Source organism: Raoultella sp. T31, assembly GCF_002806725.1.
Classification (GTDB): Bacteria; Pseudomonadota; Gammaproteobacteria; order Enterobacterales; family Enterobacteriaceae; genus Klebsiella; species Klebsiella electrica.
This window is the reverse complement of the sequence record NZ_PIBO01000008.1, coordinates 112,735-136,013: the sequence shown is the minus strand read 5'-3', so window position 1 is coordinate 136,013 and position 23,279 is coordinate 112,735. Positions and strand designations below refer to the sequence as shown.

23 protein-coding genes, 4 tRNA genes, 5 pseudogenes and 1 CRISPR repeat array are annotated in these 23,279 nt (G+C 52.3%); of the genes and pseudogenes, 17 read left to right on the top strand and 15 right to left on the bottom strand.

Translation table 11 applies throughout. From position 1 onward, the window contains the following. Positions 1-68: 68 nt before the first annotated feature. Positions 69-612: pseudogene (locus tag CWM52_RS08355) on the bottom strand (recombinase family protein). An 88-nt stretch (positions 613-700) separates the two neighbouring features. On the opposite strand from CWM52_RS08355, the pseudogene CWM52_RS08350 reads away from it, so the two are divergent. Further along, positions 701-961, top strand: a pseudogene (locus CWM52_RS08350) (hypothetical protein); the annotation flags it as partial. Here CWM52_RS08350 and CWM52_RS26710 read toward each other — a convergent pair. The 7 genes and pseudogenes from CWM52_RS26710 to CWM52_RS08315 all read right to left on the bottom strand — a co-directional run. Next, positions 946-1,026 (bottom strand): annotated as a pseudogene (locus CWM52_RS26710) (DUF1364 domain-containing protein); the annotation flags it as partial. The pseudogenes CWM52_RS08350 and CWM52_RS26710 sit on opposite strands and share 16 nt — an antisense overlap. Then, a complete protein-coding gene (locus CWM52_RS08340; protein ID WP_100683660.1) occupies positions 1,025-1,438 on the bottom strand; it encodes a recombination protein NinB in 414 nt (137 codons plus the stop codon). The gene CWM52_RS08340 and the pseudogene CWM52_RS26710, both read right to left, overlap by 2 nt. A gap of 215 nt (positions 1,439-1,653) precedes the next feature. Further along, entirely contained in the window at positions 1,654-1,917 is a 264-nt protein-coding gene (locus CWM52_RS08335; protein WP_100683659.1) for an immunity protein, read from the bottom strand. A 61-nt stretch (positions 1,918-1,978) separates the two neighbouring features. Beyond that, the gene (locus CWM52_RS08330) at positions 1,979-2,269 is read right to left on the bottom strand and encodes a hypothetical protein (protein WP_100683658.1); all 291 of its coding nucleotides are present in this window, start codon (positions 2,267-2,269) and stop codon (positions 1,979-1,981) included. Positions 2,270-2,284: 15 nt separating this feature from the next. After that, complete coding sequence (locus tag CWM52_RS26470; RefSeq protein ID WP_227521271.1) at positions 2,285-2,578, bottom strand: pyocin; 294 nt, start codon at positions 2,576-2,578, stop codon at positions 2,285-2,287. Positions 2,579-2,913: 335 nt separating this feature from the next. Beyond that, positions 2,914-4,170: a mechanosensitive ion channel family protein gene (locus CWM52_RS08320; RefSeq protein WP_100683657.1), complete on the bottom strand. Its 1,257-nt coding sequence runs from the start codon at positions 4,168-4,170 to the stop codon at positions 2,914-2,916. 633 nt (positions 4,171-4,803) lie between these two features. Further along, positions 4,804-5,127 (bottom strand): annotated as a pseudogene (locus CWM52_RS08315) (dATP/dGTP pyrophosphohydrolase domain-containing protein); the annotation flags it as partial. Between the two features lie 206 nt (positions 5,128-5,333). Here CWM52_RS08315 and CWM52_RS08310 point away from each other — a divergent pair. The 4 genes and pseudogenes from CWM52_RS08310 to sodB all read left to right on the top strand — a co-directional run. Then, positions 5,334-5,474 (top strand): annotated as a pseudogene (locus CWM52_RS08310) (DUF4060 family protein); the annotation flags it as partial. 62 nt (positions 5,475-5,536) lie between these two features. Then, entirely contained in the window at positions 5,537-5,914 is a 378-nt protein-coding gene (locus tag CWM52_RS08305; RefSeq protein ID WP_100683656.1) for an excisionase, read from the top strand. A 185-nt stretch (positions 5,915-6,099) separates the two neighbouring features. After that, complete coding sequence (locus CWM52_RS08300; protein ID WP_100683655.1) at positions 6,100-6,978, top strand: C40 family peptidase; 879 nt, start codon at positions 6,100-6,102, stop codon at positions 6,976-6,978. A 417-nt stretch (positions 6,979-7,395) separates the two neighbouring features. Then, positions 7,396-7,977, top strand: coding sequence for a superoxide dismutase [Fe] (gene sodB, locus CWM52_RS08290; RefSeq protein WP_004862730.1), 582 nt, complete (start codon positions 7,396-7,398; stop codon positions 7,975-7,977). A gap of 42 nt (positions 7,978-8,019) precedes the next feature. On the opposite strand, the gene CWM52_RS08285 is transcribed toward sodB, so the two are convergent. Together CWM52_RS08285 and CWM52_RS08280 are read right to left on the bottom strand one after the other, a co-directional pair. After that, a complete protein-coding gene (locus CWM52_RS08285) occupies positions 8,020-9,183 on the bottom strand; it encodes an MFS transporter (protein WP_100683654.1) in 1,164 nt (387 codons plus the stop codon). Positions 9,184-9,346: 163 nt separating this feature from the next. Further along, on the bottom strand, positions 9,347-9,436 hold the full coding sequence (locus CWM52_RS08280; RefSeq protein WP_004862736.1) for a YnhF family membrane protein: 90 nt from the start codon (positions 9,434-9,436) through the stop codon (positions 9,347-9,349). Positions 9,437-9,731: 295 nt separating this feature from the next. Between CWM52_RS08280 and purR the strand changes: the two genes are divergently transcribed. Then, positions 9,732-10,757: an HTH-type transcriptional repressor PurR gene (gene purR, locus CWM52_RS08275; RefSeq protein WP_100683653.1), complete on the top strand. Its 1,026-nt coding sequence runs from the start codon at positions 9,732-9,734 to the stop codon at positions 10,755-10,757. An 18-nt stretch (positions 10,758-10,775) separates the two neighbouring features. Here purR and punR read toward each other — a convergent pair whose 3' ends face one another. Further along, positions 10,776-11,687 (bottom strand): DNA-binding transcriptional activator PunR, encoded by a 912-nt coding sequence (gene punR / locus CWM52_RS08270; protein WP_100683652.1) that lies wholly within the window; start codon positions 11,685-11,687, stop codon positions 10,776-10,778. Positions 11,688-11,796: 109 nt separating this feature from the next. Here punR and punC point away from each other — a divergent pair, with 109 nt between their 5' ends. Both punC and cfa read left to right on the top strand, forming a co-directional pair. Further along, positions 11,797-12,981 (top strand): purine nucleoside transporter PunC, encoded by a 1,185-nt coding sequence (gene punC, locus CWM52_RS08265; RefSeq protein WP_100683651.1) that lies wholly within the window; start codon positions 11,797-11,799, stop codon positions 12,979-12,981. A gap of 295 nt (positions 12,982-13,276) precedes the next feature. Beyond that, complete coding sequence (cfa, locus tag CWM52_RS08260; RefSeq protein WP_100683650.1) at positions 13,277-14,425, top strand: cyclopropane fatty acyl phospholipid synthase; 1,149 nt, start codon at positions 13,277-13,279, stop codon at positions 14,423-14,425. 64 nt (positions 14,426-14,489) lie between these two features. On the opposite strand, the gene CWM52_RS08255 is transcribed toward cfa, so the two are convergent. Further along, the gene (locus CWM52_RS08255; protein ID WP_100683649.1) at positions 14,490-15,125 is read right to left on the bottom strand and encodes a riboflavin synthase subunit alpha; all 636 of its coding nucleotides are present in this window, start codon (positions 15,123-15,125) and stop codon (positions 14,490-14,492) included. 229 nt (positions 15,126-15,354) lie between these two features. Here CWM52_RS08255 and mdtK point away from each other — a divergent pair, with 229 nt between their 5' ends. Next, positions 15,355-16,728, top strand: coding sequence for an MdtK family multidrug efflux MATE transporter (gene mdtK / locus CWM52_RS08250; RefSeq protein WP_100683648.1), 1,374 nt, complete (start codon positions 15,355-15,357; stop codon positions 16,726-16,728). A gap of 39 nt (positions 16,729-16,767) precedes the next feature. On the opposite strand, the gene CWM52_RS08245 is transcribed toward mdtK, so the two are convergent. Beyond that, complete coding sequence (locus CWM52_RS08245; protein ID WP_100683647.1) at positions 16,768-17,661, bottom strand: LysR family transcriptional regulator; 894 nt, start codon at positions 17,659-17,661, stop codon at positions 16,768-16,770. Between the two features lie 107 nt (positions 17,662-17,768). On the opposite strand from CWM52_RS08245, the gene CWM52_RS08240 reads away from it, so the two are divergent. The 8 genes from CWM52_RS08240 to CWM52_RS08205 all read left to right on the top strand — a co-directional run bounded on the left by CWM52_RS08240 (position 17,769) and on the right by CWM52_RS08205 (position 21,691). After that, positions 17,769-18,398: an NADPH-dependent F420 reductase gene (locus CWM52_RS08240; RefSeq protein ID WP_100683646.1), complete on the top strand. Its 630-nt coding sequence runs from the start codon at positions 17,769-17,771 to the stop codon at positions 18,396-18,398. 191 nt (positions 18,399-18,589) lie between these two features. Next, on the top strand, positions 18,590-19,009 hold the full coding sequence (gene asr / locus CWM52_RS08235; protein ID WP_100683645.1) for an acid resistance repetitive basic protein Asr: 420 nt from the start codon (positions 18,590-18,592) through the stop codon (positions 19,007-19,009). 444 nt (positions 19,010-19,453) lie between these two features. Next, a tRNA-Val gene (locus tag CWM52_RS08230) sits at positions 19,454-19,530 on the top strand. Between the two features lie 4 nt (positions 19,531-19,534). After that, positions 19,535-19,611 (top strand) — tRNA-Val (locus tag CWM52_RS08225). A gap of 4 nt (positions 19,612-19,615) precedes the next feature. Beyond that, positions 19,616-19,692: transfer RNA gene (locus CWM52_RS08220), tRNA-Val, on the top strand. Between the two features lie 4 nt (positions 19,693-19,696). After that, a tRNA-Val gene (locus tag CWM52_RS08215) sits at positions 19,697-19,773 on the top strand. A gap of 317 nt (positions 19,774-20,090) precedes the next feature. Further along, a CRISPR array of direct repeats spans positions 20,091-20,538; the repeat unit is 28 nt; unit sequence TTTCTAAGCTGCCTGTACGGCAGTGCAC. Positions 20,539-20,777: 239 nt separating this feature from the next. After that, positions 20,778-21,221 carry an antitoxin Xre/MbcA/ParS toxin-binding domain-containing protein gene (locus CWM52_RS08210; RefSeq protein ID WP_100683644.1) on the top strand — a complete coding sequence of 148 codons (444 nt, stop codon included), beginning with the start codon at positions 20,778-20,780 and terminating at the stop codon, positions 21,219-21,221. Beyond that, on the top strand, positions 21,218-21,691 hold the full coding sequence (locus tag CWM52_RS08205) for an RES family NAD+ phosphorylase (protein WP_100683643.1): 474 nt from the start codon (positions 21,218-21,220) through the stop codon (positions 21,689-21,691). The genes CWM52_RS08210 and CWM52_RS08205 overlap by 4 nt, the downstream gene beginning before the upstream one ends. A 21-nt stretch (positions 21,692-21,712) precedes the next feature. On the opposite strand, the gene cas6f is transcribed toward CWM52_RS08205, so the two are convergent. Beyond that, a complete protein-coding gene (cas6f, locus tag CWM52_RS08200; RefSeq protein ID WP_100683642.1) occupies positions 21,713-22,267 on the bottom strand; it encodes a type I-F CRISPR-associated endoribonuclease Cas6/Csy4 in 555 nt (184 codons plus the stop codon). Between the two features lie 9 nt (positions 22,268-22,276). Then, complete coding sequence (gene csy3 / locus CWM52_RS08195; RefSeq protein ID WP_100683641.1) at positions 22,277-23,275, bottom strand: type I-F CRISPR-associated protein Csy3; 999 nt, start codon at positions 23,273-23,275, stop codon at positions 22,277-22,279. Positions 23,276-23,279 lie beyond the last annotated feature (4 nt).

Below are 23,279 nucleotides of genomic sequence, written 5' to 3'. Positions count from 1 at the left end.
GGGGAAATCCATCTATTCACTATTTATCAATCACTTAAGATGTCTTTTTGACCTGTTTATAGGCATCCTTATCCCGCAGGGAAATATTTGTAAATCGTCTTCACTCCGACCCCGATCACATCTGCAACCTGCTGCCGGGTAGCTCCGTTCTCCATCATCCTACGGCAGCGATCCACAACATCAGGAGTCATTACCCGCCGGCGCCCACCTGTGCGCCCCTGCGCTCTCGCCGCCAGCCCTGCACGAGTCCGCTCTACAATCAGTTCGCGCTCCATCTCCGCCAACGCGCTCATAACGTGGAAGAAGAAGCGCCCGGCTGCCGTTGATGTGTCTATCGAGTCGGTCAGGCTTCGGAAATTCACCCCACGCTGTTGCAGTTCCGATACCAATGTGATCAGGTCGCGCACGCTACGCCCCAGCCGATCAGTTTCCAGACCACCAGCACATCACCCGGGCGGAGTCGCCGCAGTGCACGCTTTAATCCCGGACGGCGGGCATTCTTCCCGTCGCTGTGTCTTCGAATATCTGTTCACATTCTGCGCGGATCAGCGAGTTTTTCTGTAAATCGAGGTTTTGATCCCCGGTGGACACCCGAGCATAGCCAATCAGCACTTTATAACTCCTTGAAATTGCTGATTGTAAAAATCTCCGACATTTCGCACAAACCCTCGTTTAGGCAAATGCTTTTTTGGAGCAAAACATGGCCTTTAATCCGTCACTGGGGAGCACGTCGCCTGCTGTGCTGCTCGATAACGCCAAACGTCTGGATGAGTTGGCCAACGGGCCCGCTGCCATTGTTCCCGATCGTGCAGGTCAACCGCTGGATCCCTGGCGCCAGATCATGGCGAAAATTGATGAGCTCAGGCAGAACCTGATCCCCCTGAGTCGTCAGTATATGACGCTGGCTGCTGCCCAGGCGGATATCACGAATATCCCTGTTCATGCTCATGCTTTTACCCGTCCTTCTTTTTTCCATATGGCCAGTGTTCTGAGCACACCTTCTGCATGCATCAGGCGCAGTTCGTCATCGACTACTGGGCTTTTCGCTGAACTTCACATTGTGCCCGGTGCCGAACCAGTAGATCGCTTCGATAACCTCGACCATGTAGCGCTTGCTGAATTGAGAGGAACGAACGACGAAGTAGACGCGGCCGCAGTTGATACCCCGGGCGTATTTCTGCTCGCACTCCGGATTTTGCATCTGGCTTACCAGTACGGTGATGAGGTCTTTCCACTCCACTGGCTCCAGTTTTTCGCCGTACCAGATAACCTGATCGCTCAGGTCTTTCAAAAGTGGCCACATGAGGCGATTCTGCTTATCGGTGCGGCTTTCTTCGCGCGCCTCGATAATCAGTGGCGATCGGTGATCGACAGGTAGAGACTGGATGAAGTTGACGACGTTACGCTTAACTTTGTCGTTGATGAGGCAGAATTTCACGCTTCACCTCCAAAGAGGTAAAGCACTGAATGTAATAAAACGCAGATGTATTTCTGCATCTGTAACTGGTTGAAAGGTATCCTGATTGTCATTTTCACTTTGAGTCCCCCTCAAAGCGCAGAAGTCACCGGAGTTGTTCAGGCTCCGACGACATGATTATGGGAAATCAATTGCAAAAAACCAGCATAAATTCTTGTAGTTATAATGAGTTAAGTCTATTCAATACCGTATTTTTTCTCAGTTACGAATTTCGGTTCTTTCCAGTTAGGGCCTTTTTCTGGAAGTGGCCTGCCTGTTTTTTTTAATTTTCCTTCGTCAAATAATCGTTGATGAGTTCGCAGTAATTCGCCATGCTCAATGACTTCAAATTTGTAATTCACGTACATCCTGTCTATGCTCGGATATGGTGTTCGTAGAGCGAAATGCAGAAGAACATCTTCCACACTTTCATTTTTATAAATACTTTCAAGATCTAGCATTACTTTCCCTCATCTGCACTTCCCCACTCGAAATTAAAAGTAAGGTAGCCATGTGCTAAGTCTATTCAATACCGTATTTTTTCTCAGCCACGAATTTAGGCTCTTCCCAGTTAGGGCCTTTTTTATATCCAGATCCGTAGGTTTTGGAAGAAAAAATCAGGCCACTACCCTCAAGTTTTTTTGTCTCTTCAATTAACTTTATGTTATATGATTCGTATTTTTCAGCAGCTTTATGCCTGCCAAAAAACCTATCTATAGACGGATATGCTATACCGTTACTTTCGAGAGAAACTAAAAATAAAATAATGTCCTTCATTGACTCATTTTTAACCATCAAATTATAATCAATCACTTCACACCTCAATTTTTATTTCTGTGAATTAAGCACATCTGGCGTATATAATAGATTCTCATCAGAAGGAAACTTACAATCCTGTAACGTTGCCGTATGAATATTATTCCATACTTCAGCGTCATTTCCTGGAACTTCACCGTCTTTAACCCCAAGATTTCGATAATGTTCTAGTTCCCTGGCTTCATGAGTATAAAAACACTTGTCTGTATCAGTGGCCTGTAACTCACCCTTCAGAATTTTTTCCAGACGTTCGATCATGACTTTATTTTCTGGTGATTCACCAAACCGACCAGCATGTGATTTCACCTCATCCAAACCCACACCGTCAATCTTAGCATCTTTCCAGTCCAGATTTTAGATCTGGGCCACCAGTTTTGTCAGTATTATAGTCACGTCCGCTATATTTACCCTTAGCGTTAGTCGGACAATAAGAACTGTTTAGCATCACATACACCGGCCCCACACCGGTTCCTGTCGCAGCCGAATGCCAGTAATTGCAAAACGAGAAAAGGTTATTTTTTGGCGTTCTGCCTGGCCATTTCGATGTAGCGCGGATCGGATGATCCGGCTGTAACCCATCTTAATCAACTACCGAGAATTTACATGCAGTTTAAAAATCAATGTGTAGCTCTTTGTCAAAACTAACTATCAACATTAAAATGTTCGCTTTTACGAATACAATTTTCGGGTGATGAATGCCAAAAATCATGTCCTGCCGGATACTGATATATACGAAGATGGAACTTTTCAACAATAGCCGTGATGTACTCAAAAATTTCTGATTGAGTATTCTCGTAATCCACCCACAGTGTTGAAGTGGTAAAGCAATAAATTTCCAGTGGAATCCCCGAGGCTGAAGGTTTTAATGTTCTCACTACAACATACATATCCTTGATAATATCAGATCGTTCAGCCAAATAGGCCATCATGTAATGGCGAAATAACGTTAGATTTGTCAGTCCATTATCTATAAACCAACTGTCCGCAATCCCCATTGCATCACGCCCATCGATTAACTTAGAGAGAGATTCACTCACACCTCGTATCGCAAGTATTGGTGCAAGTATTTCCTGAGTTAAAAAAGTAACCGAGTGCTGATCTATTGTAGTACTACGCATTATCCTTCGAGCACCAGAAGAAAACATAGCCTGCCAGTTAGTATATGTTTCTGTTAAGAAATTTTTCGTAGGTATACGTGAAATCGTATTATCCCAATTGCGTATAGTAATTGTGTGTAACGCAATATCGGTAACCTCCCCGCTCAAATTCTTATCTGGCATTTCAATCCAATCACCGAGTTGAAGTACGTCATTTGATGACAACTGGACGTTGGCTACAAGCGAAAGCAGCGTATGCTGAAATACTAGCATTAGCACAGCAGCAACAGCACCCAGACTCGAGATAATAATTGCAGGCGATTTGTTTGACATAACGGCAAGTATCATTATTGCCGCAATGATATGAACTAAAATCTTACCTATTTGTATATAACCTTTTATCGAATGATTTTTACGTTTTGTTTTTCTTAAATAAGAACCATTAACGATATCTAGCATTTCATTAAAAAAGACAGACATAAAAACGAAAAATAAGATTCCGCATACTGTATTTATGCCAGTGACCAATGACGCTGGCATATTTGGCATGAATTGTAGAACATAATATACAATAATAACAGGAACGAAGTTGGATAACTTTTCAGCAATACGTCGATCTTTTTCAAGAGGAACATCTTGTTTATGACTGGAAAAAAACACTTTCCTGACAACTTTAATTAACAGGAACTTGCACATAATATGCGCAAAAAATCCAGACACAATCAGAAGCACAATGTTAAAACCTATGGCCAATGCTGGGTTGCTCTTAATAAAATTCAAAAAATAATCCAAATACGCCATCATTCACCACCTACTTCACATGCTAAACTGTATAAGTTACAACCTATAATAAGTTGAAATAACCTTCTAACTATTTCTTATCATGGCATAATCAAGTCATGCAAGTCCACGATCTAGTTCTGAAGAAAATAAAACACTTGTAAACTGAATGGGATTAACACTCTTATGCCATCGCTGATGGTTTACAAATCAAAAGTGCCAAACTAAACTTTACGTCAGATAATGTTTTTACTCCCTTCCCAAACTTCCAAATGCGCATGCACGCCCCTCCCTTGAAATCCTCAAAATCCACTACAAAGGCTTGATTGAACATCACTTCCCTCATTACATTCAGTATAGAACTCAGACGCATAAATGTTCTAAACTATTTGAAGACTAAGTCATAGGATTCAAAGGAAGGAAATTTTCATGCTTTTACCCGAGAAATTAGCCTATACTCATTCAGCCATTAGTTTGTCGTTTGCATTGCTACTTATAAGACATTACCGAAGAGGGGACAAAGACCCATCAGTTAAGTCAAGGCTACTGATATCCTGTTTGTTGATAATGTCTGCTATAGCAGTATTAATCGGCGTTTATTGGCCGGACTATCACGCTTGAAGTAAGTTTAAGTATTTCTCTTCATCTAACGTCAGGCTTATCTCTGATATGCAACCGCGGCTCCCCATTTTTCGGCTCCGGCCATTCGCGCTGTTTGTTCACCACCAGTTTTTCGATCATCGCCCTGGTAATCTGCTCGTCAGTGATACCGGCACGGTGCTGAGCATTCCACAGCAGAAACTGCATGTCGGCCCGCTCGCTTAGGTCGCCGGGTTCGGCTGCCGCTTCTAAAGCCTCTTTCGAGAGATGCTTCAGTGGGCCAACAGGTCCTACATTCCCGAAGGTTACCTGTGACCACTCGGAATGCTCACGGCGCACCTGCTCACGTTCCGGCGCTGGCTGCGTGTTGCGATAGAGCATTCTGCGGTCGCCGCGACGCTTCGAATCCCATTGCTCGTAAAAATCCTGGTTCACATCCTCCCAATGAAATTCGAGCTCACCCGATGCATCGGTGTGATAGAACTGACACTGATAAACCGGCTCGCTGTCCATTACGGCCTTGCGCGCAGCAACTGATGAGTATTCCGATCTTCTGCTAACTCTCTGCATTTGCATGAAGATGGCAGAAGACGAAACGGATTTATACAGTCGTCGTTCAGGGTTCAAAAATCACTGTCGAAGTCGTAAACCGGAAATGCAGCTACGTAGCCACGGCCATGAACTGCGCCCGGTGGCTCCGCCCTTTACCCGGTCAGGTTTCCTGATATCGAATTATCAATTTATTAAGCCGGCCTGATTTACATTACAGGCCGGTAATGAGGTGAACATGGCCCTTATTACCTTAAAAGAATGGAACGCCAGGCAGCCACGGCCACGCAGCCTTGAAACTGTTCGTCGATGGGTGAGAGAAAGCAAGATTTATCCTGCGCCGAAGAAAGACGGTGTGGAATATTTATTTCAGGAAACGGCTATTAAGGTTGAGCCATCAAAACCAACCGGCGGCTTGTTACGGAGAATAGTTGGTGGGAATTTCTCTGGTGAACCACCAGGCTTTCATGAGTTGCGTAGCCTGTCGGCAAGGTTGTACGGAAAACAAGCTGGAGACAGTTTTGCGCAGCATTTACTAGGGCATAAGTCTGGTATCATGACGGCAAAATATCGTGATGACAGGGGTCGGGAGTGGAACAGGATCGAGGTCGGGTAATGAATTTGTTTTGAATGATTTTGAATTGACCATTATAATGCATTGATTAAAAACGGAAATTTTCATATACACTTTAGATACAAAAGAGTATTAACTTTTCGGGTTTTTATGCTTTAGAATCGTTGGGATTTGTCATTCACCGTCAGGTATGGGTACATATCTGTCATTAATCAGGGGATTGCTCAGTGGCGCGGCTAAACAAAATCGCGATTTCGCTCTGTGCATTACTGTTTACATCTATCTCATTTACACCACTGGCGCATGCTTCAGGGCATACGCACACCTCCGCTAAGCCAAAAGCGCATGCGGCGAAAGGCACAACAGAACGCAAGAAAAAAGCCACCAGTCAGAAAACAAAGTCCACAACCAAAACCTCCAGCAAGAAAGCCTCAACGGCCACCCGCACCAGACACCCTACCCGCACGATAGAATCCAGCCAGACAGCGCTGAACCGTCACGCCGTCGGCACGAAAAAATGCGTCTTGCGTAAAGGGTATAAAAAACAGTGTGCCAAATCGATCGCGCCTGGTGCCGAGCCGGCTCCGGTTATGGCCAGCGTGCAGAGCAAATGCGTCGTGCGTAAAGGCTACAAAAAACGCTGTAAAACAGTCGCGGAAGAACCACCGCTGACGCTGGCGGATGCACATAAAGTCCGCGTACAGAAAGCGCAAACCACCGCCATGTCGAAGTTAATGGACCAGATTGGCAAACCGTATCGCTGGGGCGGAACCTCGCCGCGTACCGGTTTCGACTGCAGTGGGCTGGTGTACTACGCCTATAAGGATCTGGTAAAAATCCGCATTCCGCGCACCGCCAATGAGATGTATCACCTGCGCGATGCCCGTCCGGTCGACCGCGGCGAGTTGCAAAGCGGCGATCTGGTCTTCTTCCGCACCCGTGGGCGCGGCACTGCCGATCACGTCGGCGTTTACGTCGGCAACGGCAAGTTTATTCAGTCGCCGCGTACCGGCCGCGATATCCAGATAACCTCATTAAGCGAGGATTACTGGATTCGCCACTATGTCGGCGCGCGCCGCGTAATGACCCCCAAAACCATTCGCTGAACCTCACCTGCCGCGCCTGCGGCAGGTCAACTGTTCTCGCTATAACGCCAGGCTCATCTCATGCCAGGACATGCCGCCATGATCCGAGGCCGAAGGCCGCTCGTAGCGAGTTAGACACCACAGATCTCTGCAAAATGGATTTTTCAGTCATCACTGTATCTTTTAGCAGCAACGGCATTCAACCGGCTCTGCGGCAAGGGGATCTCCTGCCGTCCGGCTAAGGCTTAACCGGCTGCGGTTGTTAAATATACCCTTTATCATTGCAAGGCTTTTAACTCCCTTCTGCAAGTGTTAGCATTCTGATCACAATAAAAACCTGTCGCACTCGCCGCGGCGAGGGACAGTACATGCTGTTCTGGATGGTGAAACATCCTTTGAATGTGAGCTAAAAAACAAGAAGTTATAAGGAGAGTAACAATGTCGTTTGAATTACCTGCATTACCGTATGCAAAAGACGCCCTGGCGCCGCACATTTCCGCAGAAACCCTGGAATACCACTACGGTAAACATCACCAGGCCTATGTCACCAACCTCAACAACCTGATCAAAGGCACCGCGTTTGAAGGTCAATCTTTAGAAGCGATCGTCCGCTCTTCTGAAGGCGGCATCTTTAACAATGCGGCCCAGGTCTGGAACCATACTTTCTACTGGAACTGCCTCGCGCCGAATGCGGGCGGCGAACCGGAAGGTGAGCTGGCAGCCGCTATCAATCAATCCTTCGGCAGCTTTGCAGAGTTCAAAGCGAAGTTTACCGACGCGGCGGCGAAGAACTTTGGTGCCGGCTGGACATGGCTGGTTAAAAACAGCGATGGCAGCCTGAGCATTGTCTCCACCAGCAACGCTGGCACGCCGCTGACCGGCGATGCCAAACCGCTGCTGACCGTGGATGTCTGGGAACATGCCTATTACATCGACTACCGTAACGCCCGTCCTGACTACCTGGCGCACTTCTGGGCGCTGGTAAACTGGAAGTTTGTCGCGGCCAATCTGGCGGCCTAAAACGCGAACGCAGAAGGGGCAACCCTTCTGCGAATACATCGGCTATCCGACCAACGCCTCTTCCGGCTGCGAACGCCCACCAAACAGCACCAGCAGCAGCGCCACTCCGGCAATTATCGCCCCCATCACCGGCACAAAAGCATAGCCCAGTCCGCAGGAAATCACCGCGCCGCCGGCTGCCGCGCCCAGCGCATTGCCGAGATTAAACGCCCCGATATTGACTGACGAAGAGAGCCCCGGCGCTTCATGGGCCACGCGCATCACCCGCATTTGCAGCGGCGGAACCACGGCGAAGGTCGCCGCCCCCCAGACCACCATACTGATAGCGGCCCCCAGCTGCGTCTGCGCCAGCAGCGGAATCGCCAGCATGATAACCATCAGCAGCAGCAGAAAACCCTTCAGCGTCCCGGAGACGGAGCGGTCGGCGAACTTACCGCCCAGGTAGTTACCCAGCGAAAAGCCGACGCCAATCAACACCAGCATGGCGGTGACGAACAGCGGCGAGGCGCGCGTAACGGTGTGCAGCACCGGCGCAATATAGGTATAGAGGGTGAACATGGCACCGGCCCCCAGCACGGTGGTCAGCAGCGCGGAGAGCACCTGCGGACGGACCAACACGGAGAGCTCCTGTTTAACGTTCGGACGCTCGCCAGCGCTGCCTTTGGGCAACGAAAACCACAGGCTAACTATCGCCACCAGCCCCAGACCTGCCGTCGCGAGGAACGACATCCGCCAGCCGATCGTTTCGCCCAGCCATGTCGCCGCCGGAACGCCGCCAATATTCGCGATGGTCAACCCCATGAACATGGTCGCCACCGCGCTGGCCTGTTTGTGTTTGGGCACCACGCTCGCCGCCACCACCGAACCGAGGCCGAAGAAAGCCCCGTGGTTAAGGCTGGTGATAATGCGCGAAATCAGCAGCGTGGTGTAATCCGGCGCCATTGAGGAGAGGACGTTACCCAGCGTGAAGATCGCCATCAGAAAAATCAGCGCATTTCTGCGCGCGCGATGAGAGAGCAGCAAAGTCATCAGCGGCGCCCCGACCATCACGCCGATCGCATAAGCGCTGATCAGCATTCCCGCCGCCGGAATTGACACGTCGACGCCTTTGGCAATCACCGGCAGCAGCCCCATCGGGGAAAACTCCGTGGTGCCAATACCAAACGCGCCTATCGCCAGCGCTAATAAGGGGAAGTTGATTTTCATGCAATGACTCCAGCAGACCGTCATCGGCGACGGTATCTCATCAGAAGTCAAAAGCATGACATCAATCACAAAAAAACAAAAGTAAACGAAATGGCAAAAGATTTTTGCGAAATTGATAATAATGGCGGGATGTCGGGGGAAAGAGACCTCTCCCCCGGATAAATCAGTGCAGTACCGCTGTCAGGCCAGCGGCCACGATAAGACCCAGGACAATAATCGTTGTCGTCAGCGAAAACTTTAAATCTGTATCCATCAATTTTTCCCCCTGTTATCCCCACATGAAAAGTGAGCTTGCTCATTTTTGCACACTATCGCGCAAAAATCTTCCATGTTTTAGGGCGATGCACATTTTTGCTCTTCCCCTTTGCCGCAAGATCGGACAAAATCCCACGCTAATTTGAAAGCGTATCGGCCATTGACCCCTTCCTGTCGTTCTGTGTCGTTTTCCCGACGTGATGCAATGATGAAAATTGTCTTCAGGGTGTGTACAGGCAAACGTTTACGTATCGATAATCAGACGATCAGGTCAAGGTCTGGAGTGAGAAGTAATGGCAACAATTAAAGATGTAGCGAAGCGCGCAAACGTTTCCACTACAACAGTATCACATGTAATTAACAAAACCCGTTTCGTGGCGGAAGAGACCCGCAACGCCGTGTGGGCGGCGATCAAAGAACTGCACTATTCTCCAAGTGCCGTTGCTCGCAGCCTGAAGGTTAATCACACCAAATCGATCGGCCTGCTGGCCACCAGCAGCGAAGCGGCCTATTTCGCTGAGATTATTGAAGCCGTAGAAAAGAGCTGTTTCCAGAAAGGCTATACCCTGATTCTCGGCAATGCGTGGAACGATCCGGAAAAACAGCAGGCCTATCTGTCGATGATGGCGCAAAAGCGCGTCGACGGCATGCTGGTTATGTGTTCTGAATATCCGGAATCGGTGCTCAGCATGCTGGAAGAGTACCGCCATATTCCGATGGTGGTAATGGACTGGGGTGAATCCAAAGCCGACTTCACTGATTCGGTGATCGATAACGCCTTCGAAGGCGGTTACATGGCTGGTCGCTACCTGATCGAACGCGGCCACCGTGAAATCGGCGTGATCCCGGGTCCGCTGGAGCGTAACACCGGAGCCGGGCGCCTGGCGGGCTTTATGAAAGCCATGGAAGAAGCGCAGATCGCCGTTCCGGAAAACTGGATTGTTCAGGGCGACTTCGAGCCTGAATCCGGCTACCGCGCGATGCAGCAGATCCTCAGCCAGCAGCATCGCCCGACGGCAGTCTTCTGCGGCGGCGACATCATGGCAATGGGCGCCATCTGTGCTGCGGATGAGATGGGTCTGCGCGTGCCGCAGGACATTTCGCTGATCGGTTATGATAACGTGCGTAACGCCCGCTATTTCAGCCCGGCGCTGACCACCATCCATCAGCCGAAAGACTCGCTGGGGGAAGCGGCCTTCAATATGCTAATGGATCGGATCGTCAATAAGCGCGAAGAGTCCCAGTCGATTGAGGTTCACCCGCGACTGGTAGAGCGCCGCTCTGTCGTCGACGGCCCGTTCGTCGACTACCGTCGCTAATCGCCCGTGCGGCGCCGGCTACTCCGGCGCCCGCAGCCACTCCCGGTTTAACGTTTCACTGTCCCCCAGATAATCCAGCAGCCATGAGAGGGCCGGCGAGGCGTCGCTCTGCTGCCATGTCAGGCAGCATGCGGCATCCGGAAACGGGTTTTCCAGCGCCAGCGCGGTCCATTCGCCGCGGTCAATCCAGGGGCGGGCGAAATGGCTCGGCACCATGCCAACGCACAATCCCGCCGACAGGCAGGTCGCCGATGACTCCCAGTCCGGCACCACCACCCTTTTCTGGTTATCCAGTAGCCAGGTCGTGCGTTTCGGTAACGAGCGGGAGGTATCCTCCCGGACCAGCGACGGCCAGTTGCGCAACACATCATCGCTGAGCGGGCCGGTCATCTGCGCCAGCGGATGATGGCTCGCCACCACGCAATCCCAGCTCAGCATCCCCATATCGCGAAAAGCGTAGCGCCCCCCCACCGGAATCGAACGGGTGGCCCCGATAGCCAGCTCCACGCGCCCGTCGGCCAGCGCGTCCCAGACGCCGTTGAAGACCTCCTGAAAAACAATCAGCTCGACATCCGGAAAGTGACGATAGAAATCGACAATCATCTGCCGCATACGGGCCGGTTTAACGATGTTATCCACGGCTATCGACAGCTGACCGCGCCAGCCGTTGGCTATCTGCTGGCACTGCTGGCGAGTGATCTGCATTTTTTTGATAACAGAACGTCCCTCCTGTAAAAACCAGAGCCCGGCGGGGGTCAATTCGACATCGCGATGGCGGCGTTCAAAAAGCGGTACCGCCAGCCACTCTTCCAGCTGACGGACGGTATAACTGACCGCCGAAGGTACGCGGTGCAACTCCTGCGCCGCTGCGCTGAAGCTGCCGTTGCGGGCGACAGCATCAACAACTTCGAGTGAGTATTCGGACCACATATTCTGCCTGCAAAAATTTTGAATGCATGTAGCAAATATTAGCGTTTCACAAGCCAGAATGCACTCCCTACACTCTGCGGCATCCTATCTGCATCTATAAGAGAATGTTATGCAACAACCGGGGAAAGGATTTTTAGTGTGGCTGGCGGGACTCAGCGTGCTGGGTTTCCTGGCCACCGACATGTATCTGCCGGCCTTTTCGGCTATCCAGCAGGATCTCAATACCTCTGCGGCGTCGGTCAGCGCCAGCCTAAGTCTGTTCCTCGCCGGCTTCGCCATCGGGCAGCTGTTATGGGGCCCGCTCTCGGACCGCTACGGACGTAAACCGATTCTGCTGACCGGGCTGGCTATCTTCGCTATCGGCTGTCTGGGAATGCTGTGGGTACGCGATGCCACCCTGATGCTGGCGCTGCGCTTTATCCAGGCTCTCGGCGTCTGCGCGGCGGCGGTGACCTGGCAGGCGATGGTCACGGACTATTATCCCGCCCAGCGCACTAACCGTATTTTCGCCACCATCATGCCGCTGGTGGGGTTATCGCCGGCTCTGGCGCCGTTGCTCGGCAGCTGGCTGCTCGCCCATCTCGAATGGCAGGCCATTTTTGCCACTCTTTTTGCCATCGCCCTGCTGCTGATGGTCCCCGCCCTGCGCCTGAAGCCGGTCGCCAGGCCGCAGGGTGACGCCCGCGAAAAACTGACCTTTATGACGCTGCTGCGCTCACGCGAATACAGCGGCAACGTGCTGATTTACGCCGCCTGCTCCGCCAGTTTTTTTGCCTGGTTGACCGGGTCGCCGTTTATTCTCCATGAGATGGGCTACGGTCCGACCGCTATCGGTCTTAGCTATGTCCCGCAGACTATCGCTTTTTTAGTCGGTGGCTATGGATGCCGCGCGGCGCTGCAGAAATGGCAGGGCCAACAGCTGCTGCCCTGGCTACTGGTGATTTTCGCCGTCAGCGTGGCCGCAACCTGGATGGTGGGCCTGGCTGCGGACGCCTCAATTATTGCGCTGATGATTCCCTTCTGCGTGATGGCGATTGTCAATGGCGGGATTTACCCGATAGTTGTCGCCCAGGCGCTGAAGCCGTTCCCGCAGGCGACAGGTCGTGCCGCCGCGTTGCAGAACACGCTGCAGCTCGGCCTGTGCTTCCTGACCAGCCTGCTGGTCTCGGCGCTGATTGCCACGCCGCTGCTGACCACTACCAGCGTGATGCTGGTTTCTATCGTGCTGGCCGGGCTGGGCTATTTTATGCAGCGTCAGAGCGTGTGCCTGACCACGGAGTCATCGCATGCATAAATTCGTTTCAGTGATGTTACAGGTCAGTAATTAGCCTGCTAATATATTTTTATTGAAAGCCTGATCTCAGCGGCCTATACTGGTGCGGCTTCACATAAATAAAAAAATTTTTAAGATTAACGGGAGCAGGATGCATCCCGTTTCACCATGGAAGGCCTTTCGGCAAGGGTTTTCGCCCTTCCTCTGTTCTACGTCGGATAGCAGCTTCACGGATATTCCGTGAGATTTCTCACAAAGCCAAAAAAGCGTCTACGCTGTTTTAAGGTTCTGATCACTTGGGCGTGATGGAGAAGCTATGAGTTCATCGTGTATAGAAGAAGTAAGCGTACCAAACGACGACTGGTACCGAATTGCAACCGAATTACTCGGTCGCGCGGGCATTGAAGTCAATGGCCCCGCCCCCTGCGATCTGCAGATTAACAATCCGCTCTTTTTTAAACGTGTTTTGCAGGAAGGGTCGCTGGGGTTAGGTGAAAGTTATATGGACGGCTGGTGGGATTGCGAACGGCTGGATCTATTCTTCCATAAAGTACTGCGCGCCGGGCTGGAAAATCAGCTCCCGCATCATCTCAAAGATACGTTACGCGTCGCGGGCGCTCGCCTGTTTAATCTACAAAGTAAAAAGCGCGCCTGGATTGTCGGAAAAGAACATTACGACCTCGGCAACGATCTTTTCAGCCGTATGCTCGACCCCTATATGCAATATTCCTGCGCGTACTGGAAAGAGGCGCAATCGCTGGAAGAGGCGCAGGTAGCTAAATTAGATCTTATTTGCCGCAAGCTGCAGCTGGAACCGGGGATGCGGGTGCTGGATATTGGCTGCGGCTGGGGTGGGCTGGCTTACTACATGGCCAAAAATTATCACGTCAGCGTGGTCGGGGTGACCATTTCCGCCGAGCAGCAAAAAATGGCCCAGCAGCGATGCGAAGGGTTGGATGTCACCATTTTGCTGCAGGACTATCGCGACCTGCATGACCACTTTGATCGCATTGTTTCCGTCGGGATGTTTGAACACGTGGGACCTAAAAATTACGCCACCTATTTTGACGTGGTGGATCGTAATTTGAAACCTGACGGTCGTTTCTTACTGCACACCATTGGCTCCAAAAAAACGGACCTCAGCGTCGATCCGTGGATCAATAAATATATTTTCCCCAACGGTTGCCTGCCTTCGGTTCGTCATATCGCGCAAGCCAGCGAATCCCATTTTGTGATGGAAGACTGGCACAATATCGGTGCCGATTACGATACCACGCTAATGGCCTGGTACGAGCGCTTCCTGGCCAGTTGGCCCGAGATCGCCGATAACTATTCGGAACGTTTTAAACGGATGTTTAGCTATTATCTCAACGCCTGCGCGGGAGCATTTCGCGCACGCGATATTCAGCTCTGGCAGGTCGTCTTTTCTCGCGGTGTTGAAAACGGCCTTCGCGTTGCCCGCTAAAACTATCCCCCGTTAACACGGGGGATGCCTTTTCTTTCATTCTTCATCCGGCAGCAGCGCCCGATCATTCATCGCTCAGGCGCTGGGCTGCTTCTTTCGCCGCCAGCACGCGTTCCACGGTATCGACGACCGCCTGGGTTTGCGGGTCGATCTCGATATTCACCCGGTCGCCGAGTTTTTTGACGCCAAGCGTGGTGCGCTGCAGGGTTTCCGGGATCAAATGCACGCAAAAACGCGTCGGCGTCACTTCACCGACCGTCAGGCTGATCCCGTCGACGCCGATAAATCCTTTATAGAGGATATATTTCATCAGCGTCGGGTCCTGAACTTTAAACCAGATCTGGCGGTTATTTTCCGAGGTCAGGATCTTGACGATTTCCGCCGTGGTCATAATGTGACCGGACATCAGATGGCCGCCGATCTCATCGCTGAATTTCGCCGCTCGTTCCACGTTGACCACGTCCCCCACCTCTACAGCGCCGAGGTTGGTAATACGCAGCGTCTCTTTCATCAGGTCGAAACTGATGCGCGGACCGTCAATTTCGGTGACCGTCAGGCAGCAACCGTTGTGCGCCACCGATGCCCCGGTCTCGATGCCGGCGAGCATATGCTCAGGCAGCTCCACCACATGGGTGCGAAAATTGGGTTTTTCATCGATGGACACCACTTTAGCGGTCCCCTGCACAATGCCAGTAAACATGCTTTACTCCTGTAGACTTTCGTGACGGTATCATTACCGTTATACCTGTCGGGAACAATACCAGTTGGCAAAACAGGTTGCCAGCGCGCATCGTGCCCTACCATTTTTTCACTGGCTTAATGGCGCATCCTCGCTACAATAGACTGGAAATCCCTTCAGCTCTTTCTTCTTGCTGCCATTTACGGCGGCTTTTTTAGTCTCAAAATAACAACAATATAAAGGTGTTCACGTGCAGAAGTATTTTATTGAAGCGCGTCAGTTATTAGCACTGGCTATCCCGGTGATCCTCGCACAGGTCGCCCAGACCTCCATGGGCTTTGTCGATACCGTCATGGCGGGCGGCTATAGCGCCACCGACATGGCGGCCGTCGCGATTGGCACCTCAATCTGGCTCCCCGCCATTCTCTTTGGCCATGGTCTGCTGCTGGCGCTGACGCCGGTTATCGCGCAGCTAAACGGCTCCGGTCGCCGCGACCGCATTGCCCACCAGGTTCGTCAGGGATTCTGGCTGGCGGGATTGGTGTCGCTGCTGGTCATGGTGGTCCTGTGGAACGCCGGGTACATCATCAGCTCGATGCACAATATTGACCCGGCCCTCGCCGAAAAAGCGGTGGGCTACCTGCGCGCGCTGCTGTGGGGCACTCCCGGCTATCTCTTCTTCCAGGTCGCACGTAACCAGTGTGAAGGCCTTGCGAAAACTAAACCGGGGATGGTGATAGGATTTATCGGCCTGCTGGTCAATATTCCCGTGAACTATATCTTTATCTACGGCCACTTTGGCATGCCCGAACTGGGCGGCATCGGCTGCGGCGTGGCGACGGCATCCGTTTACTGGGTGATGTTCTTTTGCATGATCTCCTGGGTACGCCGCGCCCGTTCTATGCGCGATATCCGTAGCGATGAAAGCTTCAGCTGCCCGGACTTCGGCGTGCTTAAACGCCTGGCGCAGCTCGGGCTGCCGATTGCGCTGGCGCTGTTTTTCGAAGTCACCCTGTTTGCGGTCGTTGCGCTACTGGTCTCCCCGTTAGGGATTGTGGATGTCGCGGGCCATCAGATAGCCCTGAACTTCAGCTCGCTGATGTTCGTTTTACCTCTCTCGCTGGCGGCAGCGGTCACCATCCGCGTCGGCTTCCGTCTTGGACAGGGTTCGACCCTCGATGCGCAGGTGTCTGCCAGAACCGGGGTCGGCGTTGGCGTCTGCATGGCCGTCATCACGGCGATTTTCACTATTCTGATGCGTAAGCAGATTGCGCTACTGTATAACGACAGCCCGGAAGTGGTCCTGCTGGCTTCCCAGCTGATGCTGCTGGCCGCGATTTATCAGATTTCTGACTCCGTACAGGTCATTGGTAGCGGGATTTTGCGCGGATATAAAGACACGCGGTCGATCTTCTTTATCACGTTTACCGCGTACTGGGTGCTGGGGCTGCCGAGCGGCTACCTGCTGGCCTTAACGGATACGCTGGTTCCGCGTATGGGGCCTGCGGGTTTCTGGTGCGGATTTATTATCGGGCTCACCTCGGCGGCAGTGATGATGATGCTGCGGATGCGTTTCCTGCAGCGTCAACCGTCCAGCGTAATTTTGCAACGCGCGGCGCGCTAACGCCCAGCGGCACCCTGCCAACGGGGTGCCCGAACGGATTCAGCGCGGGCCCAGTGCGGCTCTTAATGCGTCGACAAAACATTTAATTTTCGTCGTTCGCCGCCGTCCGGTCGGCACCAGAACATGCATGGGCCGCGCTGGTCCTGAGTATCCGGCTAAAACCTGCACCAGACTCCCCCGCGCCACTTCGGTTTTCAACACCTCTTCCGGCCCCAGGGTAATACCGTGCCCCGCAATGGCGGCATTCATCAGCGCCTTCCAGTCATTCGCTCGCAAGCGCCCGGAGGGTTTAACCTCAAACATGGTCCCCTCTTTCTCAAATTGCCACCGGCAGGCGCTCCCTGCCGACCAGTGACCATAGACCAGACACGCATGCTGTTGAAGATCGGTCGGCGTCTGCGGCTCGCCGTGACGCAAAATATAGTCAGGTGACGCACAGGCAATCAGCCGGTATGGCAGCAGCGGCCAAGCGACCATCGAACTGTCGGCCAGCTCGCCGATACGCACGATCACCTCAAACTCCTCTTCAATCGGGTCGACAATGCGGTCGCTCAGCGTCAGCTCGACCTGGACGTCAGGGTAGCGGGCAAGATAGTCGGTAATAAAGGCCGCGAGCGCATGCGAACCAAACGTGACCGGCGCATTCACCCGGATAATGCCTGATGGGGTCGCTTTCATCTCCTGCGCCACCGCGTCCGCTTCCGCTATTTCAGCCAGTACCACGCGGCAACGTTCATAGTAGCCACGCCCGATATCGGTGAGCGTCTGTCGGCGCGTGGTGCGGGCGATTAATGAAGTGCCCAGATGCGCCTCAAGCGCGGCCACGTGTCGGGCGACCATCTGCGGCGAGAGCCGCAGTTGTGCGGCCGTGGCGGCAAACGACCCCGTCTCAGCCGCCTTTACGAAAACCCTGATACTGGTGAGCTGGTCCATGATTCACTCATTTGAGTTGTTTATCATTCCACTATCTTACGATTTATCTTCTGTACAGATGGAATTAAATTTATCGCCACACCCTGATCATTCGTAAGGAGTTGAAAATGAAGATTGGTATTATCGGTGCCGGATTCGTTGGCCGGTCTGTGGCGAAGCTGGCGCTTGCCGCCGGTCACGATGTCATGTTGAGTAACTCGCGGGGACCACAGACTCTGTTCAGCCTGGGTCCGATGATTGGTAGCCAGGTCGGCAGCGCAAATGACGCTGCCGAATTTGGTGAGGTGGTGGTCATTGCCGTGCCGCTCAGCGCCATCCACTCGCTGCCGGTCGCCGCAATTAAAGATAAACATGTCATTGATGCAGTGAATTATTATCCCGAACGTGACGGCCCGGTTGAGGCGCTGGAGTCAGGAGAAATCACTACCAGCGAATTACTCGCTCAAATCCTGCCTGCCGCCACCGTCACCAAAGCGTTTAACGCGATTCCTATGACCCAACTGGAAAGCGATGGACTGCCCGCAGGCGCGGAAAATCGTCGGGCGCTGCCGTTGGCAGGCGATAGTGAAGAAGGGAAAGCGATAGCCGCCGCGCTGTACGAGGCGTTTGGTTTTGACACCGTTGATGCCGGACCGCTGTCCGAAGGATGGCGTTTTGAACGCGGCCAGCCCGCCTATTGCGTACCAATGACCCGCCCGGTGCTGCTCACGGCGTTGTCCCGGACACCGCGTCGCTAACCGTCTCTTCCCTCCGCTGACACGTATTCCGTCGTCAGCGGAGCCTCCTGTTTTTCGCCCGCCACAGCCGTTGTACATTCCGTTACTTGCCGATACCAAACACTCACTGAAGCCTGGGAAAGAAATACTTATAGTGACTTCAACAGCCCCGCAGTGGGGTTAACTGAAGAAACAATTTCGAGGATATCAGAATGAAAAAAGTATTAGCTCTGGTCGTTGCCGCTGCTATGGGTCTGTCTTCTGCTGCTTTCGCTGCTGACGCAGTAAGCACCACTCAGGCTCCGGCTGCTGCAACTCACAGCACCACTGCCAAAACCGTGCATCATAAGAAACAGCACAAAGCCGCTGCTAAACCGGCCGCTGAACAGAAAGCTCAGGCTGCGAAAAAACACCACAAAGCCGCTGCTAAACCAGCCGCTGAGCAGAAAGCTCAGGCTGCGAAAAAACACCACAAAGCTGCAACTAAACCAGTAGCGCAGAAAGCTCAGGCTGCGAAAAAACACCACAAAGCTGCAACTAAACCAGTAGCGCAGAAAGCTCAGGCTGCGAAAAAACACCACAAAGCTGCTAAACACCACGCCGCTAAACCTGCTGCACAACCGGCTGCTTAATATTTCCGGTAAGTCAGGTTAATCATAAACCGGCGCTGCTACAGCGCCGGTTTTATTTCAGGAGGCCACTATGCTGCAGCGCTATCGTTTTGAGCTTATTCTGATCCTGTTAGTCCTCTGCGCGCTTTTTACCCTTCGCCTTATTTTCAAATAATCCCTCTGTTGCGGCACAAGCGTCTGCGACGCCTCTTGCGCCGTCCGCCTGACGAATCACCTGTTCTCTCTCCCGGCGGCTTCTCCAGGCCCCTCTTCGCCCTGCGTCAGGAACGACGCCGCAGCGCGACAAAGGCAGTTGGATAAGAAATATCCTTTATCATCAGTAAAATATAAGCAATATGCGTAAAACTTCCGCAATCGCGTGAGATCTGAAAGAAAAGTGACGTTTGCCTCTTGCCACAACCCCATCCGATCGCTAATATGCGTCCCCGTTGTCACCACAACATTGCGTTCATAGCTCAGTTGGTTAGAGCACCACCTTGACATGGTGGGGGTCGTTGGTTCGAGTCCAATTGAACGCACCATAATGCGTTTATAGCTCAGTTGGTTAGAGCACCACCTTGACATGGTGGGGGTCGTTGGTTCGAGTCCAATTGAACGCACCATAATGCGTTTATAGCTCAGTTGGTTAGAGCACCACCTTGACATGGTGGGGGTCGTTGGTTCGAGTCCAATTAAACGCACCATAATGCGTCCGTAGCTCAGTTGGTTAGAGCACCACCTTGACATGGTGGGGGTCGGTGGTTCGAGTCCACTCGGACGCACCATTCTTTATTCCGCAGACATCAGCAACAGTCTGTCGGTTATCGAACGGTGTGAAGTTTTCATACGTTCTCTTTCTGGTAAACCCCATAGAATTCCAGCCTGTTCCACGGCATTTAAGTTCATTCAGAATCGACGATGAGCGAATCGTTATTCGATACTCTTTCAGATGCTGAACTGTTCAAATCACTTTATCTCAGTAAGTCCTGGCACGTTTTAAAAGCAACTGTGAGATTGTGTCCTGATAAGGGTTGCCGGTTTTTTTGACGCCCGTGGTTTTTGCCCCCTACATCAGGTCTTTGAAATTGTTCAGGACATGTCATTTCTAAGCTGCCTGTACGGCAGTGCACGAAGTGTATTGCGGTGCGACAACTATGGCGCATTTCTAAGCTGCCTGTACGGCAGTGCACAACCGCCGACGCCGGGAACAGCCGGGGAACCATTTCTAAGCTGCCTGTACGGCAGTGCACACCACGCACGCTCTATCTGCGCCAATTATCAATTTCTAAGCTGCCTGTACGGCAGTGCACAACAGGGTCAGCACGATACCGGTAGCTTCTGCTTTCTAAGCTGCCTGTACGGCAGTGCACCTTTCCAGCGCCTCGAACAGGTCGGCCCCATTTTTCTAAGCTGCCTGTACGGCAGTGCACTATCCAAAGCACTTGCACTGATCCCCGCCCTGTTTCTAAGCTGCCTGTACGGCAGTGCACTTGGTCAGGCCCAGAATCGTGCCTGCCGCGACTTTCTAAGCTGCCTGTACGGCAGTGCACTGACATAGTATCTCCATAATTTACTGATTTCACGAGATAACCTCATATAATGACGCTTCTCCCCCTTTTTTCAGCCTGTAAAAAAATAATATTTAAAATCAAATAATTATAAATCAACATTAAAAAAGGGTCTCCGGAATCTGCCAGGGATGTACGACTCGTCAAAAAATCGCCCTGTCAAACACCAGACAAATGACTATACTTAACCATGACAAATGACAGAAAGCAGGAGATGAAAAATGAGAACATGGGTTCCCGAGCAGAAGCCTGCTGACAACGCGCTCTGGCGCTATGCCGGTTTGCCTGCAAATCGGGGAATGCGGCTGATCGAATCTCTCAATCAGGGGCTACCGGTCAGCGTACTCGATAATATTCATGAATGGACCGAGATGTCTAAAGCGGACATTCTTCGCGTAACGGGCATTAATGAGCGCAACGTTGCTCGTCGCAAAAGTGCGGGGCGAACCCTCACTCCCGATGAAAGTGAGCGGGTAGCACGCTTCGTTCGGGTGCTCGACGCCGCCGTTGATTATTTCGGCAGCAAAGATGAAGCCTGGAACTGGCTACAATCCCCGGTACGTGGGCTGGGCAATGCTGCTCCGGTCGATCTCATTGCAACTGAGACCGGCGCACTTGAGGTAACCGATTTAATTGGCCGCCTGGAGCACGGAGTGTTTGCATGATTTTTTATCGCCTGGTGATGGGGCGGTACGCCAGCGAGGCATGGAGTGGAAGCGGGGCAAACCAGTATGGCGGCCGCTGGAATCATAAGGGCCATCCTGCCGTATATGTGTCCGCGTCCATCTCGCTGGCCTCACTCGAAATACTGGTGCACGTTAAAAAAGACGCGGTGCTTAATCAGTACCAGCTTTTCAGTATCAACATTCCAGATGACCAGATTGAATATCTGGATCAACACTGGTTACCCGAAGACTGGCAGGAAAACCCGGCTCCGGTATCCACCATGGATTTAGGGACTGGCTGGTTACAGGCCACCAGCGCGCTGGCGTTAGTACTGCCCTCCTGCATCATCCCTTATGAAAACAACGCAATTCTTAACCCGTTGCATCCTGCGTTTCATCAGGCGCTCGCCTCCGTTCAGCAGTACCCTTTTGTTTTTGATACCCGTCTGGCAGAAAAAACCGCATCCTGAGAGCAGATGCGGTTTTGTGTCTCAAAACCAGGGAACGGTGGCGGTCGCGCTTAGCCCATAGGTTGAAAACAGTCCCGCAACGGGTGCCGGGAGTAAATCGCCATGACGAATAAACAGCCGGAACGATTGGCCCGAAGAGAGGCTGCGCAAATTCAGCCACGGCAAATCAGTCCGTTTTTCTTCCACCGTCGCCATGCGTTTCTGCGCCTCTTCTTCGGTTAACCACCCCTTTCTGACCGAGCGTCGTAAAAGCCGCTCCGGGCTGCTTTTTACCTGAACGCGGCTGACGCAGCGCCAGCTTGCCGCCTCCGGCACGGGCTGTACCTGCGAACACAGGCAGTAATCATTCAACCCTTTTCGCCATCCCGTTGACTCAAGTTCATTTAAGGCCCGGTGTTGGCCGTGCAGACGCAAGACAGCGCCGGGCTTGATATGATGTGACGGAAAGCTCACGCCAATATCGCCCTTTCCTCGCCGCCCCAGAGCGCGATGCAGCCTGGCAACCAGTGCCGCCATCAGCATCTCCTCGCTGAACTCCGGGTCAGGTAGCACGCGGATCTCCAGATAGTGATCCATAACAACTCCTTACTCGCTCTTCTCGCCGAACACGCCGCCGCGGATCAATACAGCCATAACGTAGTGCTGCTGCTTTTTGTCCGGCGTCTGCCCTTTGGTGACCCAGTTATCAAGGAGAGTGTAAAAATCCATTTCCTCTCTCGGCTGACGACAGGCTACGCCGCGACTGGTGACAGAACCATATGGCTCAACGGCTATCGCGCCAAGTTCGTCAGCCTCAGGATGCCAGGTATCGATAGTGCGAAGCGCATTGCCAATCTTCTGCGAGTGCATGCCCGCGATATCATCTACCTGATATAACAAGCGGCTTTTGCTGCTGTTACTGTCCAGCACCAGCTCCTGCGATGGGAAAACCTCCTGCCCTGCGCCCAGGAACACCTGTGCTTCTACATTGAGGAGGACAAATCCTTCTCCGCTGAGGCCTTTTTCAATTTCCCGGGCCAGTTCGTCGAGCGACTTATCGCTGGCAGAAAAATCACGCAAACCATATTCGTGCGCGTCAAACATCCATTCCTTGCTGCCAGTGACCTTAACAACAATTTTTTCAGCGCCTACGCGGTTACGCCATAAAAAGCGCCCGTTAGCCAGATTGGTAGCATAGCGGCGTGCCAGTTCGGCAAAACCATTTTCGCGGATATAACCATCGATCACCTGCCGAAGCGCATCCTGATAATCACGGTCGTTACACACAGAGGGGGTGGATAAATTCCCCAGCACGCGCAGAGAAAACTTAACCAGCAGGGTATCTGCTTCCGCGGAGAGCGCCGCCACATCCACCCGCTGCAGGTTCGCTTTCTGGATCTCAGCATCCAGCTTCGCCGGATCGCTGGTGAGCGCATTTTTCAGGCGGTTAGAGATTGTGCCACGCACCGCTTTTTCCTGAACACGAACGGGCTGCCACTCATTTCCCTGCCAACGCCCAGAGTACATCACCGCATCCGAGGTGGCCAGTTTACGTTCAAATGCCAGTACAGAAGCCGTTTTAACGGCAGTCGGAGCCTTTGCCATATGT